We start from the raw sequence: 15,050 nt of genomic DNA on the forward strand, positions 1-15,050 counted from the left end.
GAAGGCCGCCTGAGGTTTCAGGGACGCTTGCGGCAAATAGACGAGGGCGGCATGCGTTTAGCGAGAACCAGGCATGCCGCCCAAAATTCTTGTTCTGTTTCGCGTACTGGGCGCGCAGCAGCGGGGCAACTGCGGGATAGATTTCAACCGATCCCGGTGCGACCGGATTGACTGTGGGGAGGAGGACGTGATGGCCGAAGCTGATACGGCCCAACAGCGTCGGGAACTCACCAGCGCTGAGCTTGGGGCGCTCGCACATCTTTATCGCGGCGAAATCTACCGCAGCACAATCTGGCGCGCCCGGTTGGACACCACCACCAACTGGGCGGTCGTGACGTTGGGCGTGGCCCTTTCCATCACGTTCTCGTCACCGAGCGCTTCGCCGCTGCCACTGGTTCTGGTCGGTATCTTGATCCTGCTCTTTCTCATGCTCGAGTCGCGTCGCTATCGCTATTTCAATGTCTGGAGTGCCCGGGCGCGGTGGCTTGAAAAGCACCTTTATGCTCCGATGCTCAAGGACGGCGACCTCCATATGGAAGGAGACTGGCAGAAGGTGCTCGCCGAGGACTATTGGCACCCGCACTACCACATTGGTTTCATGACCGCGGTCGGCCGCCGGATTCGGCGCAACTATCTCTGGATCCTGCTGATCCAGACCGTGTCCTATATCGGCAAACTGATCGTGCATCCGATCCCGCTCGTTACACTGGATCAATTTTGGCGCCGGGCCGATGTGGGGCCGATCCCAGGGGAGATCGTGACGGCAGCAGGGGTGGTCTATGTCGGCGTCTGGCTCGGTATTGCGCTGTGGAGTGAGTGGAATGATCGGACCAGGTTCGGACGGGCGCCAAGCTCCAGCGGCATGGGATGACTCCCGCACGCTGGAGGCGATGCGAGGATGACCAGGAACCACGGTCAGGAAGCTTGGCGCTTCGGCAATCGTCTGCAGATCTCGCTCGTCGGGAGACCGGTAACTTCGCTGGGGTTAGGCGGCGCGCAGGAGAGGAGGTTTGGGCTTGAATAGTGGTGGCACGTTCGGTTCTGGCTGTCGGGACGGTGCCCGCAATCGATCGCGAAGCTCGCCGTTGAGATCTGCCGTCCGGACCTGCATGAGCATGTGAGCGCCGTGGAGCGACCATCGCATCTGCTGCTTCTTGACCATCCGCTTGCCGACGAGTGAATTCACCGCTGACTCGGCGAGGGTTGTGGCGACGCGAAGGCCGGCTCGGTGGTGCTGTCACATTGTTTCTTCGGCAAGGATCTTGGGTTAGTTGCGGGGCATGATCAGGACCGCGCCGACGTACAAGAACCACCGTTACCCGATCGAGATCGTGGCACGCGCTGTCTGGCTGTATAACTACGGGATTTCACTCGCAGCTTGCGCGACGACCGCCGCAAGCAGGTCCGCCCATTTCTCGGCGGCAGCCGCATCGCCGATCAGATCGTTCCGGATCTCGAATTCCGCGCATGGCAGGTTTCTGGCCTCGCCGTGGACCGGGATCGCGTAGTCGGTATCGTCGCCGACGCTGTAGGGCTCGTTGATGCCGACGAAGTGACTTGTCGTCTCTTGAAGCCGCCGGGCGATCGCGGGCGCGAAGATGCGGTCGCGACTACAGAGGACGCCGAGTTCCCACGGCCGAGCCACGCCCATAAAAACAGGCGTGAAGCTGTGGATGCTGACGATGAAGGTGCGCCTTCCTTCCATCCGACGCTTGTCGAGCGCTTCGGCGATCGCGGCATGAAAAGGCGCGAAGATCGCGTCCGCTCGGGCTTGCCGCTCGAGCTCGGTAAGGTTCATGTTGCCGGGGATCGAGGTCGTTTCGCTGATTTCCGGCACGAAACTTGGCACGTCAGGGCGGCGGTTGCAGTCGCAGACGAGGCGCGAATAGCGCTGCATGAAGAGCGGCCCGCCGAGCCGGTCCGACAGGGCAACAGCGACCGAACGCGCTCCGATGTCCCAGGCGATGTGACGCTGCCGGTCTTTCTCCGAAAGCCCGAGTGTGCCGAGCGAACGGGGGATCATCCTGCCGGCATGCTCGCAGATCAGCAGGAAATCCGACGCCCCGTCGAGATTGTAGAGCTCCAGAGGATGCGGCTCGTCCGCATCCAGAATACTCCGCCCCGTCGGATCGCGATCAATGCTAAGGTTCTTCAACAGGCGCTTCTCCAAAAAAATGTATCAAATCGTACAAATCCCAGGAAACAATTCAACTTGTATGTTCTTGTTGACCACCGTGCGGAGCCGGGCCTATCGTTCACCTCGGACTTTCCGCAGCGGAGCGGGATAGGCGTTGTCATCGGAAGCGATCATCGATGCGAACCATATCACGCGCAGATTCGGCGGCCTTGTTGCCGTCGACGACTACTCTTTGCAGTTGATGCACGGCGACCTCGTCGGGCTGATTGGACCCAACGGAGCCGGCAAGACGACTGCGTTCAATCTGCTCACCGGCGTCTTGAAGCCGAGTTCCGGGACGATCAGGGTCGCCGACATCGATCTGACCGGCCGCCCTCCGCATGTCCTGGCGCGGCACGGGATAGCGCGGACCTTTCAGAATATCCGCCTGTTCAACGATCTCAGCGTCCTCGAAAACGTCATGTGCGGTGGCCATATGCGCTATGGAGCACCGCTCCTTGCGACCCTGCTGCAAATACCCTCCTTCTGGCGCAGCGAGCAAATAATCGCCGACCGCAGCACCGAAATCGTCGAGCTGACGGAGCTGTCGGCCTTGATCCATCGTCGGGCCGGCGATCTCTCGTATGGCGATCAGCGGCGCTTGGAGATCGCGCGAGCGCTGGCCACCGAGCCGGTCGCGCTGCTGCTCGACGAGCCGGCAGCCGGCCTGAACGCCTCGGAGACCCGGATACTGATCGACCTGATCCGCAAGATCAACGAGGAGCTGAAGATCGGCGTGCTGGTCGTCGAGCACGACGTGCACATGGTGATGGGTCTCTGCCGCCGCGTGCAGGTGCTCAATCGCGGCAAGCTGGTCGCTGAGGGCACGCCGAACGAGGTCCAATCCGACGCAGCGGTCATCGAGGCCTATCTCGGCACCCGCCGCAAGGGTGCCGTCCATGCTTGAAATCAGAGGCCTCAATGTCTTTCGCGGCGCGACGCATGTGCTCAAGGATGTCTCCTTCGATGTCCGAACAGGCGAAATCGCCGCGCTGATCGGCGCCAATGGAGCCGGCAAATCCACCACACTGCAGACACTTTCGGGCTTGCTGCGGCCAAGATCGGGAATCGCGGTGATGCGGGAAGGCGAGGCTGTGGTCGACCTGACGAGAGCCGCGCCCGAAAAGATCGTGCGGGCTGGCTTGGTCCATTGCCCGGAAGGGCGGCAGATCTTCCAGTCGCTTACCGTCGCGGAAAACCTAGCGATGGGCGCCTACGCCCGCATCGACAGGGCTTCGATCACTGCTTCGATTGATGAGGTGCATGAGCTTTTCCCGATCCTGAAGGAGCGCGCCTTGTTCGCCGGGGGAACGCTTTCCGGCGGCGAGCAGATGATGCTCGCGATCGCCCGCGCGCTCCTCGCCGCGCCGAAGCTGCTGCTGCTCGACGAGCCGTCGCTGGGTCTCGCGCCGAAATTCGTCGAGATGATCTTCGAGGTGATCGTCGCGCTGAAGGCCAGGGGCGTGACGCTCCTCCTGGTCGAACAGAACGCCGCGATGGCACTGGAGATTGCCGACCGCGCCTATGTCATGGAGAACGGCAGGATCGCGCTTGCCGGCACCGGCCAGGAACTGATCGAAAACGATCGCGTGCGGCGGGCCTATCTGGGAGTCGTCGAGTGAGCCAATATGTCTTCCAGCAATTGGTCAACGGTCTGGCGCTGGGCAGCCTCTATGCACTGGTCGCGATCGGCTTTTCGATGATCTATGGGATCGTGCGCCTGATCAATTTCGCGCATGGCGATCTTGTCATGATCGGCGCCTTTTCTGCCCTGGCGATGGTAGCGCTGGGGGTTCCTTGGCCGCTGACCCTGCTGTTCGTCGTGGTGGTCGGCGCCGTGGCCGGCATGACGATCGAGACTGTCGTCTTCCGCACGATGCGCGGCGCGCCGCAGGCGACCGGCTTCATCGCGACACTCGCCGTGTCGATCGCCATCCAGAACAGCGCGCTGATGATTCTCACGGGGCAGCCGCGCAACTTCCTCTTCCCGGCAGCGATGCGCCAGCGGATACCCATTGGCACAGTCAGCGCCTCGCTCACGGACATCGTGATTATCGGCCTGACGATCGTCCTCATCGCCGTGCTGTTCCTCATCGTCTACCGCACGAGGCTCGGCACCGCGATGCGGGCAACCGCCGAGAACCTGACGGCCGCGCGGCTGATGGGCGTCGCGGTCAACCGGACGATCCTCGCCGCCTTCGCGATCGGCAGTGCACTTGCGGCCGTGGCCGGTCTCCTGTGGGGCGGCAAGTTCGGACAGATCGATCCGCTGCTGGGCTTCGTGCCGGGGCTGAAGGCTTTTGTCGCCTGCGTCATTGGCGGCGTCGGGTCGATCGGCGGCGCGATGCTGGGTGGCTATATTCTTGGACTCGCCGAGGTTCTCTTCGTCGGCCTTTTGCCGCCGGTCTTTGCCGGCTACCGCGACACATTCGTCTTCTCGCTGCTCATCCTCATCCTGCTCATCAAGCCGTCGGGACTGTTCGTGCGCCATGTCGAAGACCGCGCCTGAGGCCGAGAAGGCCTCTCCCCTGTCGGGTTTTTCGGTCGCGGTCGCGACGGTCGCGGTCGTTGCGTTCGCCGTGTGGCTCGCCCAAATCTCGCTGAGCGCCTATCTGGGCACGTTGCTCGCCCTCCTGTTCATCAATGTCGCGCTGGCCGTCTCTCTGAATCTGACCAATGGGCTGAGCGGCCTCTTCTCGCTCGGCCATCCCGCTTTCATGACCATCGGCGGATATAGCGCCGCGATCCTCACCTATCCGGAGCGCAGAAAGTCCGTCATGCTGCCGGACCTGCCGGAATTCCTGGCAACGAACGAAGTGGCGCTTTTCCCTGCCGTTCTGGCGGCGGGGCTGATCGCGATCGTGGTCGCCATCGTCGTTGGTTTCCCGGTGCTGCGCCTGCGCGGGCACTATCTTGCGGTCGCCACGCTGGGTCTCATCGTTATCGTGCAGAATCTCGCGACCAACTGGAGCGGTATCACCCGCGGCGGCTCGGGCCTCAGCGGCATTCCGCGGCTCACGACAATCTGGTGGGCTTTCGGGTTGATGGTGCTGGTGATCGCCGTCACCTGGCGCGTCAAGTTCTCTTCGCTCGGCCGTGCAATGATGGCGACGCGGGAAAACCCGCTGGCGGCGGAATGCGCTGGCGTCAGCACCTTCCGCGTCCGCATGGTCGCCTTCGTGCTCGGCGCCTTCTTCGCGGCAATCGCCGGCGCTCTGCTCGTGCACCTCATCAGCGTGATCACGCCGAAAACTTATTCTGTGCTGCTGGCCTTCAACCTGGTCGTGATGGTCGTCATCGGCGGGACGGGCAGCATAAGCGGGGCGGTGATCATCGCCGCGGGGCTGACGGTGCTTTCCGAAACGCTGCGGCCGATGGAGGAATCACTCGGCCTCTACGGCATGAGCCAGGTGATCGTCGCGCTCAGCCTGATCCTGATCCTGTTCTTCCGGCCGCAGGGCCTGTTCGGCAGCGGCGAGCCGATATTCATCCGCCGGTTCTTCAGCGGGAGGTTTTTGGGATGACCGGGCCGCGGCAACGAGACATCTACCAGAGCCGCATCATGCCGCTGATCGCCCATCGCACGGCGCTGCTGGTCATCGATGTGCAGAACTGGGTGATGGACGAGGACAAGCGGCAGAAGCGTCCGGAATTTTATGAAGACGCGCGACGGACCGTCATCCCGAACCTCCAGCGTCTTGTCGCAGCGGCGCGCAGCCATCGCGTGGAAGTGGTCTACACCGTGATCGAGAACTACACCGAGGATGGCCGCGACAGGAGCCTCGATTACAAGCTTTCCAATTTCTTCATCGCCAAGGGCTCGCGCGACGCCAAGGTGATCGACGAGCTTGCGCCCGGCAGGGACGAGATGGTGGTTCGCAAAACCTCATCGAGCCTCTTCAACTCGACCAATTTCGACTATCTGGCCCGCAACATCGGCATCGACACGATTGCCGTCACCGGTTTCCTGACCGACCAATGCGTTGATCACACGATCCGCGATGGAGCCGATCGCGGCTTCCATATGATCTGCGTCAGCGATGCCTGCGCGACCGACACGCGAGTCCGACATGCGGCGGCGCTGAACGCATTCAAGGGCTATTGTCGGACGGAAACCACCGAGAGCCTCATCGCCGCGATAAATCGCGACTTCGTCGCCGCTCAATAAGCGAGCCGGTAGCGCTCGCACTGTTCCTCGGCTGTGAGCGTCCCCATCATCTCCGCTTCGAACCGTTTATGTGCGAGATAGGCGGATTTGAGATCTGCGCCGAAGAGATCCGCCAGATCGGTGTCAGCCTCGAACCGGTCGAGTGCTTCAGGCAGCGATTGCGGAAGCCGCTCGATGCCGAGCTTGCAGCGCTCGTCATCGCTCAAATCCTGCGGCGCGCCATGGCAGACCTCCGCGACGGGAAGGTCGTGGTCGAGGCCGTAGAGACCAGCTGCCAGGATCGCGCCGAGCAGCAGGTACGGACTCGCCGCCGCATCGGCGGCGCGGAACTCGAAATGGAGCTGCTTTCCGATATCGGTGCCTGCGGTCTCGAAGACGGGGCAAATCCGCACGCCTGCTTCGCGGTCGCGATAGCCGAGATTGTTGTAGGCCGCGCTCCAGCGGTTCGGCGTGAGGCGGAGATAGGAGACGGTGGAGGCCGCCGTGACCGCCGTGATTGCCGACAGCTTCCGCAGAATGCCCGAAATGAACGCGCCCGCCCGCCTCGAGAGGCCGTAGGCATGGGCGAGGTCATGATTGACCGGCGCACCACTGGGGGCGTCGAGCAAACTGAAATGGACATGGACGCCGTTGCCGACGGCATCGGGCCTAAGGATCGGCGTGAAGCTGGCGCGATGCCCCAGCCGCGTTGCCACCCCGCGGGCAATCTCACGCACCGCGACGGCATGATCCGCCGCCTTGATGCCGATCGCCGGGCCGACCGTCACCTCGTATTGCATCGGCCCGTATTCGGGCATGAAGGTGTCGAGCGTCAGCCCGGCTTGCTTCAGAGCGCCCAAGAAGGTCTCGGCGAAAAGGTCCTGCCGACGGAACGCGTCGAGTGCGTAGCTGGCGTTGGGGCGCTCGCTGACGCCGTCATACATGAACTCGTGCTCGAAGGCTGCCTTGACCCTGAGGCGGTGGCGGTCCTCGATCGCTTGCAGGACCCGCTTCAGGAAGCCGCGCGGGCAGACCGGCCAAGGCGAGCCGTCGAGACAGCAAATGTCGCCCAAGATAAAGTTCTCGGCGGCATGATCCGCCCCGAAATCGACGCGCACCTGCGTGGCGGCGTCGGGAACCAGCACGAGGTCGCCGAACGGACCCCAAGGGCTCGGCGCGATCGGCCCGTGGGCGGTGATCATGCTGTTGGTCGGCGTCCAGCCGATCCCTTTCACCAGCCGCTCCTTGAGATCGGAAGCAGGAAAGCCCTTGCCCCTCACTTGGCCCGAAAGATCGCTGGTGCACAGCATGACGATCTCTTCGCGCTTCATCGCGTTCCCCGGTTGACCGTCGTTTTCGGGCGGTTGAACTCGGCCTCACGCGGTGCGAACAGCACGCGCAACTCCTCCAACGTCTCGATGCGGGCCTTACAGGCATCGCCGAGCCGATTGGCGACGGAGCCGACCAGCGCCTCCACGAGCGCCATGCCGATCGTGAGCACGTCGAAGATCGAGGGCGAAGCCACGGGAAAGCTTAGGACATGATTGGCCGCCCGCGAGGCCGGCGACTGCCAGTTGTCGGAGAGCAGGATGACCGTAGCTCCCCGCTTGGAGGCGGCATGGGCGAATTCTATGACATCCTGCTGATAGCGCCGGACATCGAACACGAGGAGCACGCTGCCCTTGCCCATATCGAGGAGATGCTGCGGCCATTTCTGGGTCTGGCCGCCGATCGAGAAGACCCGGCTGCGCACTGCCGTCAGGAGATCGGCACAATAGTGGGCGAGATTGGAGGAGTAGCGCCCGCCCAGCAGATGAATGTCGCGTTTGGGATCGGCAAGCAGCGCGGTGACGGCCTCGAATTCGCTGGCAGGAATGCTTTCCCGGAGCGCCTGGAGATGGCCGGCCATCGCCTCGACGAAGCGGTCGAAGAAGGAGAATTGCGCCGAGCGCTCCTGGCCCCGAGGCGCGCCGAAGCGCAGCAGCGGGGCCTGTAGCGTCTCCTCGATATGCTCGCGAAGCGCCGACTGGAAGTCGGCGTAGACGGAGAAGCCCAATCGCTTGACGAGTCGCAGGATGGTCGCGGTGCTGACCCCGCTCTGTTCGGCGAATTCGGCGACCGTGTTCAGCCCGGCAACCGGATAGTTTGTTATCAAGTGACGCGCTGCGCGCGCTTCGCGTCCACTCAGCGCCGGCATTTCCTGCCGCAGCCGTTCCAGCACACTCGCTTTGCCCCTCTCGGTCATCAATGGCCCTCTCTTCCCGCTTGTATCAAATCAGACAAATTCGCTTCGGAAAAGAAAAATGTACGATTTTATTGACAGGGCGAATGACGCGGAGTCATCCTGATTTTTTGGAAGCCGCGCGATGCGCCGCGCTCAGATCCGCTGACGCAGGTGAGCTGGAGAGCGGCTACTTAGCAGGAGAAAGCGTGTCATGAGAAAACTACTTGCCGCCTCTCTAGCATTCGCAGCGATGCTGGGCTCCGCCGATGCCCAGGAAACCATCAAGGTAGGGGCCCTTTACAACCTGACCGGTGGCATGTCGTCGCTCGACGGACCATCGCTCGCCGGCGCACAGCTCGCGGTCAAACAGATCAACGCGGCCGGCGGCCTGCTCGGCAAGCAAGTCGAATTGATCGCGCCCGACGGCAAGACCGACCAGCAGGAAACCGCCAAGGCGGCGCAGCGCGTCCTGTCCGAAGGTGTCATCGTCGGCATCGGCCAGTCTGACACCACTTTCGTCATGGCAGGGGCGCCGCTGTTCCAGGAAAAGGGCATTCCCTTCGTGACCTCCGGGGCCACGCATCCCAAGCTTCCCGAATGGGTCGGCGACCACATGTTCATGACGCCGTTCGGCGACGACGACCAGTCCTACGCCATCGCCGACTATACCTATGACAAGCTCGGCGCACGCCGCGTCGCGGTCTGGACTGACAATTCTATGGATTTTACCAAGGCGCTGAGCGCCTTCTTCACCGCGCGCTTCCAACAGAAGGGCGGCGAGATCGTCGGCACCGATGTCTTCATGATGGGCGATACGGACTTCTCCGCGCAGATCGCGCGCCTCGCCTCGCTCGACCCGCAGCCTGACGCTGTCTTCGTCTCCGCGATCCCGTCGGAAGCCGGCCTGTCGGTCAAGCAGATCCGTGAGCAGGGCATTTCCATGCCGATCCTTTCGGGCGACGGCTTCGACACGGAGCTGGTCTCCACGGTGCCCGGCCCGGAGCTTGCGACCGACATCTATTTCTCGACGCACACCTACCGCGCCGACGACCGCCCGGAGGTCAAGAAGTTCGTTGACGACTACAAGGCGGAGTACGGCCGAGAGCCGGAGAATGCCTTCGCACCGCTGGGCTATGACGCCATGATGCTCGTTGCCGACGCCATCAAGCGCGCCAACTCCAGCGAGCCGGCAAAGATACGTGATGCTCTCGCGGAAACCCGCGGCTTCAAGGCGGTGACCGGCGAGATCAGCTATACGCGGCCGACAATGGTGCCGCCGAAGCCGGTGTCGATCGTCAGCGTCAAGAACGGGAAATACACTGTCGAGGAAATCTGGCGTCCTGAGAGCCAGTGACCGCTCTTAACCGACAGACTATTCGGGGCCTGCGAAGGCCCCGTTTTTTCTTGTGCTGAACACCGGAGACAGAGATGAGCAATGAAATGGGCGGGACGCTCGCCCGCTATGAGGGCCGGAACCGCAAACTCCAAGCGTCGAAGACCGCAATCTTGGTCGTCGACGCGCAGAACGCGGAGTTAGCGAAGGAGGTTCTGGAAAAATATCCCGAATTCGACACCGCACTCCATAGCCGCGCGCTTCCCGCCATGAAGAAGCTCGTGCACGGCGCTCGGGCGCGCGGCGTGGAAATTGTCTATACGGTGATCGAGGCGCTGACGCAGGACGGACGCGACCGCTCACTGGACCACAAGCTGTCCAACATTCTGGTTCCCAAGGGCTCGCCACTCGCCAAGGTGATGGATGAGGTGGCGCCCAGCGATGACGACATCGTTCTCCCCAAGACCTCTTCGGGCGTTTTCAACTCGACGAACTTGGACTACGTGCTGCGCAATCTCGGGATCGAGGACGTGGTCGTCGCCGGCTTCGTCACCGACCAGTGCGTCGACATGGCGATTCGAGACGGTGCCGATCGCGGCTATTACATGGTCTGTGCCCAGGATGCGTGTGCCGCCTATACGGACGAGCGCCACGCGACCGCGCTGCGGGCGTTCGGCAGCTACTGCCGGCTCCAAAGCGTCGAGGCGATTCTGGGCGACATCGTCTGACGGGGGCTGACTGACGAACGCCTGCAGCTTTGCGATCGGCCTGGATCTATGTGCTTGGCAATTATGGCGCACTCGAAGGTGCAACATCCGGAATGGGGTGTTTCCGGCGCGACGGCGCACCAACCTCAGTCGCCGGTCGAAGAGCGAGACCGCGCCGCCGGTCATCATCGCCAACGCGCCAATCCACCCCCATCGGCTTTGGTCAAGCAGCCAAAATCGTCACAGAAACCGGGCCCAGCCTTTCGCCGCCAACGGACGGTCGTCGTTTGCAAGCGATTCAACACTTGGCTAACATTGCCAAAGCTTCAGCGACGAACTGACAAGGTCGGCTGAGCGTCAAAAAATTCAGCTAGGGAGGTGAAAAAATGTCCAAGAAACGGCTTTACCTTGCGCTGATCACAGCGCTGGTCCTCGCGGCAGTTCCGCATGGTGCTGCCGCCCAAGACAAGATCAAGATCGGCTTTCTGCCCGGCGTCGTTGATCCTTTCTATCAGGTGATGCAGCTCGGCGTTGAGGTTGCGGCGAAGGATCTGGGCGTCCAGGTCGTGACGCAGATCCCGCAGACGTGGGGCGTCGAGGCCCAGACGCCGATTTTGGACGCCATGGTGGCGCGTGGCGACCTCGACTACATCGTGACCGCGCCGACCGACAAGGACCAGATGATCGGTCCGCTCAAGGCCGCCGTCGACGCCGGCATCAAGGTCATCACCGTCGATACGTTCCTCGGCGACGGCGACTATGTGAACGGCCCGGTGACCTTCCCGATCAGCTATATCGGCTCTGACAACGTCGAAGGCGGACGCATTTCAGCCCGGGGCCTTGCCAAGGCAACCGGCGGAAAGGGTCTTGTCTACATCAACTCCACGAATCCGAACGTCAGCTCGGTTGAGGGCCGCGAGCAGGGCTTCAAGGAAGTGATGGAGAAGGAATTTCCGGACATCAAGGTTCTCGGGCCGGACTACAATCTCGATGACCAGAACAAAGCGGCGCAACAGACCGCGGCGGTCCTCGAACGCGAAGCGGACCTCGCCGGGGTATTTGGCACCAACGTGTTCAGCGCCCAGGGCGCCGGAACGGCCGTCGTCAACGCCGGATTGGGCGGCCACGTTCAAGTCGTCGCCTATGACGCCACGCAATTGGCAATCGAGCTGATGAACAACGGCGTCGTCTCGCTGGTGCTGGCACAGAAACCGTTCGACATGGGCTACCTGGCCGTGCAGTTCGCCGCAGCCGATGCTGCCGGCGTCACGAGCCTACCGCGTCGTGTCGAGACCGGGTTTGCCATCATCGACAAGGACAACGTCAAAGACCCGGCGATTGCCCGCTTCATCTATCAGGTTCCGGCCAAGTAGCGGGGCGGCGGTTGACTGACCTGCCGGGGAGCGCCGATTGCGGCGCTCCCCACAATCGCTCGTGTGCTCTCATGAGGAGGAGGTTCCGTGGCTCGCGTTGAAATGAAGGCGGTGGCGGACATGGCCCCCGCAGCGCAAACCCTAACGCCGCCGAAGCGATTCGTGCTGGCGCTGAGCCGGTTCTGGGCCTGGGCTTTCCTCGCCCTGATGATCGTCTTCTTCGTCGTCACGGTACCGATCGTCAGCAATGGCGCCGTCAATTTCCTCACCGTGCGCAACTCGCAGAACATCCTCGTCGCCATCACACCGATACTTTTGCTCGGCCTCGGCCAGACCTTCGTCATCATCGCCGCCGGCATCGACCTCTCCGTCGGCTGGGTCATGAGTCTCGCCTCGGTGCTGTCGGCGCTGGCGATCCGCGCTGTCTTCAATGCCGGACTGCCGCTTTTTCCCTCGGTCGTCGTCGGATTCCTCGCCGCGGTGGCCGGCGCCAGTGTCGTCGGTTTCGTCAATGGCGTCATCATCGCCAAGCTGAAAGTACCGGCCTTCATCGTGACGCTGGGCAGCTCGTTCATCGTGCGCGGCGTCGCGTTGTTGATGTCCGAGAACACGACGGTGATCGGCCTGCCTCCAGGAATTCGCGCCTATGGCAATGACGCTCTCGTCTATTTCATACGCGGCGAGGCCGGCGGCCTCTATTTCCTCGCAACGCCGGAGGTAAGCGGCGAGCTGCTCCGCCGCATGGACCGCATCCTTCCTTATCCCGTGGTCCTCACCGCCATCGTCGTCGCGATCGCGATCTTCGTTTTGCGAAAGACCCAGTTCGGCCGGCACACCTACGCCATCGGCGGCAATGTCGAGGCGGCCATCCGCACCGGCATCCCGGTCGACCGTCATATCATCTCGCTCTACACCCTCTCCTCCGCAACGGCCGGTATCGCCGGTTTCCTGTCGACACTCCGCTTCACTGCCGGCTCGGCGGTGATCAACGATCCACTGCTTCTCGCCTCGATCGCTGCCGTCATCATCGGCGGCGTCAGCCTATTCGGCGGCGCCGGAAGCGTGATGGGCACCGTCATCGGCGCTTTGATCATCGCAGTGCTGACTACCGGTCTCGTCATGCTGAACGTCGAGGCGTTCTGGCAATTCATCGTCGTCGGCGTCGTGGTGATCGTTGCCGTCCTGATCGACCAGTCGCGAGACCTGATTATCGGCCGGGCGACACGAGGGCCGCCGACGTGACGGAGCCTGTCCTTTCGATCAGGAAGCTGACCAAGCGCTTCGGCGGCCTTGTGGCCGTCAACGACGTAAGCTGGGATGTCTACCCTGGCGAGGTCGTTGCTCTTCTCGGCGACAACGGCGCCGGCAAGTCGACCCTTATCAAGTGCGTGTCGGGCGTTTATCAGCCGGACGAAGGCGAGATCTGCTTCGAGGGCCGGCTCAGCCATTTTGCCCGCCCGATGGACGCGCGCCGGCAGGGCATCGAGACGATCTATCAGGACCTGGCGCTCGCCAACAATCTCGATGTCAGCGCCAATATCTTTCTTGGGCGCGAAGTGAAGAAGCGCTACTTCGCCGGCCTCATCCGGACGCTCGACGAGCAGATGATGCTTCGGGAGTCCCGGGCGGCGCTGGAGTCGCTGGCGATCCAATTCCCGAGCCTCACGCAGCCGATCGAGAGCCTGTCCGGCGGGCAGCGTCAGGCCGTCGCCATCGCCCGCGCCGTCTATTGGGACGCCCGGTTGATGATTATGGACGAACCGACCAACAATCTCGGCGTTCCCGAGCAGCACAAGGTGCTGGAGCTCATCAGGAAGCTGCGGGACCAGGGGGTCCCAGTCATCCTGATCACGCACACGCTGCCTGATGTCTTCGCGGTCTCAGACCGCCTCATGGTGATGCGCAGGGGGCGCAAGGTGACGGAAAAGCGGACGGCGGAGACGCATACTCAGGAGCTTGTGCAATACATGGTGGGCGCGCTGGACGATACGCACGTACAATAAACGGCGGCGCTCGGTGTACTGGAAGAGATCACACCGAAGAGCATTGTCGCGTTTTGGTCGACATGGACGACGGTTCCTTTCGAGCGCCATAGCATCAATCAGACGGCCACGAGCGTCAGCTTCCGGGTCAAGGCTTGCCCCTCAGCTTCTTTTGGGTCCGAGACGCGACCTTCCTGGCATCGAAGCGGCCGTAGTGATGCGCGACCATGTCCGGCGTATCTTGATCGCGTACTCGCCTGCTCGTATAAGCCGGTCTGCTTCAGTATATTGTCGCTAGTCCCTATGATTGCTGGGCCTGAGGGCGGCCCGTCTCCTATGCATGAGTGTCCGTTCCAAAAAGAGTTGAGTGATTTCAGCGGGTTGTGGTTCTGTCGGATTGCTGAGATTGATCACAATGCCTTGGACTGAAATCACTCGACCGCACTACGAGCGGCGTTGCCCTCGTTACGCAAGCGATCTGACCGATGAGGAATGGGCGCTGATCGCGCCGCACATGCCTTCAGCGAACCGCATCGGTCGTCCGCGCAAGACGGACCTGCGCGAAATTGTGAACGCGCTTCTCTACATGGCCTCGTCGGGTGGCGCATGGCGACTGCTGCCGAAAGACTTGCCGCCCTTCTCGACGGTGCAGAAATATTTCTACCGCTGGCGTGAGGAGGGCCTGTTGCGCACGATCAGCAACAGCCTCGTCATGGCGGCCCGCGAACGGGAAGGCAGGGAGGCCAGTCCGACGGCCGGCGTGATCGACAGCCAGTCGGTCAAGACCACCGAAAGAGGCGGAATACGGGGCTTTGACGCCGGCAAGAAGATCAATGGCCGCAAGCGCCACATTGTCGTCGACACGATCGGGTTGATGGTCGGTCTTGTCGTTCACGCCGCCGACATCCAGGACCGGGACGGCGCGCCCGCCGTCCTGAAATCCATCCTCAAGCGTTGGCCATGGCTGCGTCATGTCTTCGCCGATGGCGGCTATGCCGGGCCGAAGCTGAAGGGCGCGCTGCGAAAGATCGGGAAACTCGTGTTGGAGATCGTCAAACGGCCAAATGGCGCCAAAGGCTTCGAGGTCCTGCCGCGCCGCTGGGTTGTC

15 protein-coding genes and 1 pseudogene are annotated in these 15,050 nt (G+C 62.5%); 12 read left to right on the forward strand and 4 right to left on the reverse strand.

The genetic code is table 11. The features are described from left to right. Nucleotides 1-190 precede the first annotated feature (190 nt). The gene (locus G6N73_RS31525; RefSeq protein ID WP_165033870.1) at nucleotides 191-871 is read left to right on the forward strand and encodes a DUF2270 domain-containing protein; all 681 of its coding nucleotides are present in this window, start codon (nucleotides 191-193) and stop codon (nucleotides 869-871) included. A gap of 114 nt (nucleotides 872-985) precedes the next feature. Here G6N73_RS31525 and G6N73_RS37500 read toward each other — a convergent pair. Together G6N73_RS37500 and G6N73_RS31530 are read right to left on the reverse strand one after the other, a co-directional pair. Beyond that, a pseudogene (locus G6N73_RS37500) lies at nucleotides 986-1,174 on the reverse strand (hypothetical protein); the annotation flags it as partial. A 183-nt stretch (nucleotides 1,175-1,357) separates the two neighbouring features. Then, nucleotides 1,358-2,155 carry an N-formylglutamate amidohydrolase gene (locus tag G6N73_RS31530; RefSeq protein ID WP_206079200.1) on the reverse strand — a complete coding sequence of 266 codons (798 nt, stop codon included), beginning with the start codon at nucleotides 2,153-2,155 and terminating at the stop codon, nucleotides 1,358-1,360. Nucleotides 2,156-2,291: 136 nt separating this feature from the next. Between G6N73_RS31530 and G6N73_RS31535 the strand changes: the two genes are divergently transcribed. The 5 genes from G6N73_RS31535 to G6N73_RS31555 are packed head-to-tail and all read left to right on the forward strand — an operon-like array spanning nucleotide 2,292 to nucleotide 6,344. Then, on the forward strand, nucleotides 2,292-3,083 hold the full coding sequence (locus G6N73_RS31535) for an ABC transporter ATP-binding protein (RefSeq protein ID WP_246252726.1): 792 nt from the start codon (nucleotides 2,292-2,294) through the stop codon (nucleotides 3,081-3,083). Continuing rightward, on the forward strand, nucleotides 3,076-3,798 hold the full coding sequence (locus tag G6N73_RS31540; protein ID WP_165033871.1) for an ABC transporter ATP-binding protein: 723 nt from the start codon (nucleotides 3,076-3,078) through the stop codon (nucleotides 3,796-3,798). Before G6N73_RS31535 ends, G6N73_RS31540 begins: the two co-directional genes overlap by 8 nt. Beyond that, nucleotides 3,795-4,685 (forward strand): ABC transporter permease subunit, encoded by an 891-nt coding sequence (locus tag G6N73_RS31545; RefSeq protein WP_165033872.1) that lies wholly within the window; start codon nucleotides 3,795-3,797, stop codon nucleotides 4,683-4,685. The genes G6N73_RS31540 and G6N73_RS31545 overlap by 4 nt, the downstream gene beginning before the upstream one ends. Continuing rightward, nucleotides 4,666-5,700 carry a branched-chain amino acid ABC transporter permease gene (locus G6N73_RS31550; RefSeq protein WP_165033873.1) on the forward strand — a complete coding sequence of 345 codons (1,035 nt, stop codon included), beginning with the start codon at nucleotides 4,666-4,668 and terminating at the stop codon, nucleotides 5,698-5,700. The genes G6N73_RS31545 and G6N73_RS31550 overlap by 20 nt, the downstream gene beginning before the upstream one ends. After that, nucleotides 5,697-6,344, forward strand: coding sequence for a cysteine hydrolase family protein (locus G6N73_RS31555; RefSeq protein WP_165033874.1), 648 nt, complete (start codon nucleotides 5,697-5,699; stop codon nucleotides 6,342-6,344). Before G6N73_RS31550 ends, G6N73_RS31555 begins: the two co-directional genes overlap by 4 nt. Here G6N73_RS31555 and G6N73_RS31560 read toward each other — a convergent pair. Further along, on the reverse strand, nucleotides 6,338-7,654 hold the full coding sequence (locus G6N73_RS31560; RefSeq protein ID WP_165033875.1) for a type I glutamate--ammonia ligase: 1,317 nt from the start codon (nucleotides 7,652-7,654) through the stop codon (nucleotides 6,338-6,340). The two genes, G6N73_RS31555 and G6N73_RS31560, sit on opposite strands and share 7 nt — an antisense overlap. Then, nucleotides 7,651-8,568: a MurR/RpiR family transcriptional regulator gene (locus G6N73_RS31565; protein ID WP_165033876.1), complete on the reverse strand. Its 918-nt coding sequence runs from the start codon at nucleotides 8,566-8,568 to the stop codon at nucleotides 7,651-7,653. Before G6N73_RS31565 ends, G6N73_RS31560 begins: the two co-directional genes overlap by 4 nt. Before the next feature lie 190 nt (nucleotides 8,569-8,758). Here G6N73_RS31565 and G6N73_RS31570 point away from each other — a divergent pair, with 190 nt between their 5' ends. The 6 genes from G6N73_RS31570 to G6N73_RS31595 all read left to right on the forward strand — a co-directional run. Beyond that, the gene (locus G6N73_RS31570) at nucleotides 8,759-9,901 is read left to right on the forward strand and encodes an ABC transporter substrate-binding protein (protein ID WP_165033877.1); all 1,143 of its coding nucleotides are present in this window, start codon (nucleotides 8,759-8,761) and stop codon (nucleotides 9,899-9,901) included. A gap of 74 nt (nucleotides 9,902-9,975) precedes the next feature. Then, nucleotides 9,976-10,608, forward strand: a complete 633-nt coding sequence (locus G6N73_RS31575; protein ID WP_165033878.1) for a cysteine hydrolase family protein — start codon at nucleotides 9,976-9,978, stop codon at nucleotides 10,606-10,608. Nucleotides 10,609-10,973: 365 nt separating this feature from the next. Then, the gene (locus tag G6N73_RS31580; RefSeq protein WP_165033879.1) at nucleotides 10,974-11,960 is read left to right on the forward strand and encodes an ABC transporter substrate-binding protein; all 987 of its coding nucleotides are present in this window, start codon (nucleotides 10,974-10,976) and stop codon (nucleotides 11,958-11,960) included. Between the two features lie 87 nt (nucleotides 11,961-12,047). Next, nucleotides 12,048-13,202 carry an ABC transporter permease gene (locus G6N73_RS31585; protein WP_343044818.1) on the forward strand — a complete coding sequence of 385 codons (1,155 nt, stop codon included), beginning with the start codon at nucleotides 12,048-12,050 and terminating at the stop codon, nucleotides 13,200-13,202. Continuing rightward, the gene (locus G6N73_RS31590) at nucleotides 13,199-13,963 is read left to right on the forward strand and encodes an ATP-binding cassette domain-containing protein (RefSeq protein ID WP_165033880.1); all 765 of its coding nucleotides are present in this window, start codon (nucleotides 13,199-13,201) and stop codon (nucleotides 13,961-13,963) included. The genes G6N73_RS31585 and G6N73_RS31590 overlap by 4 nt, the downstream gene beginning before the upstream one ends. Before the next feature lie 394 nt (nucleotides 13,964-14,357). After that, a partial coding sequence (locus tag G6N73_RS31595) for an IS5 family transposase (protein ID WP_165033881.1) occupies nucleotides 14,358-15,050 on the forward strand: 693 nt, incomplete at its 3' end.

This window comes from Allomesorhizobium camelthorni (genome assembly GCF_011045125.1).
Taxonomy (GTDB): Bacteria; Pseudomonadota; Alphaproteobacteria; order Rhizobiales; family Rhizobiaceae; genus Allomesorhizobium; species Allomesorhizobium camelthorni.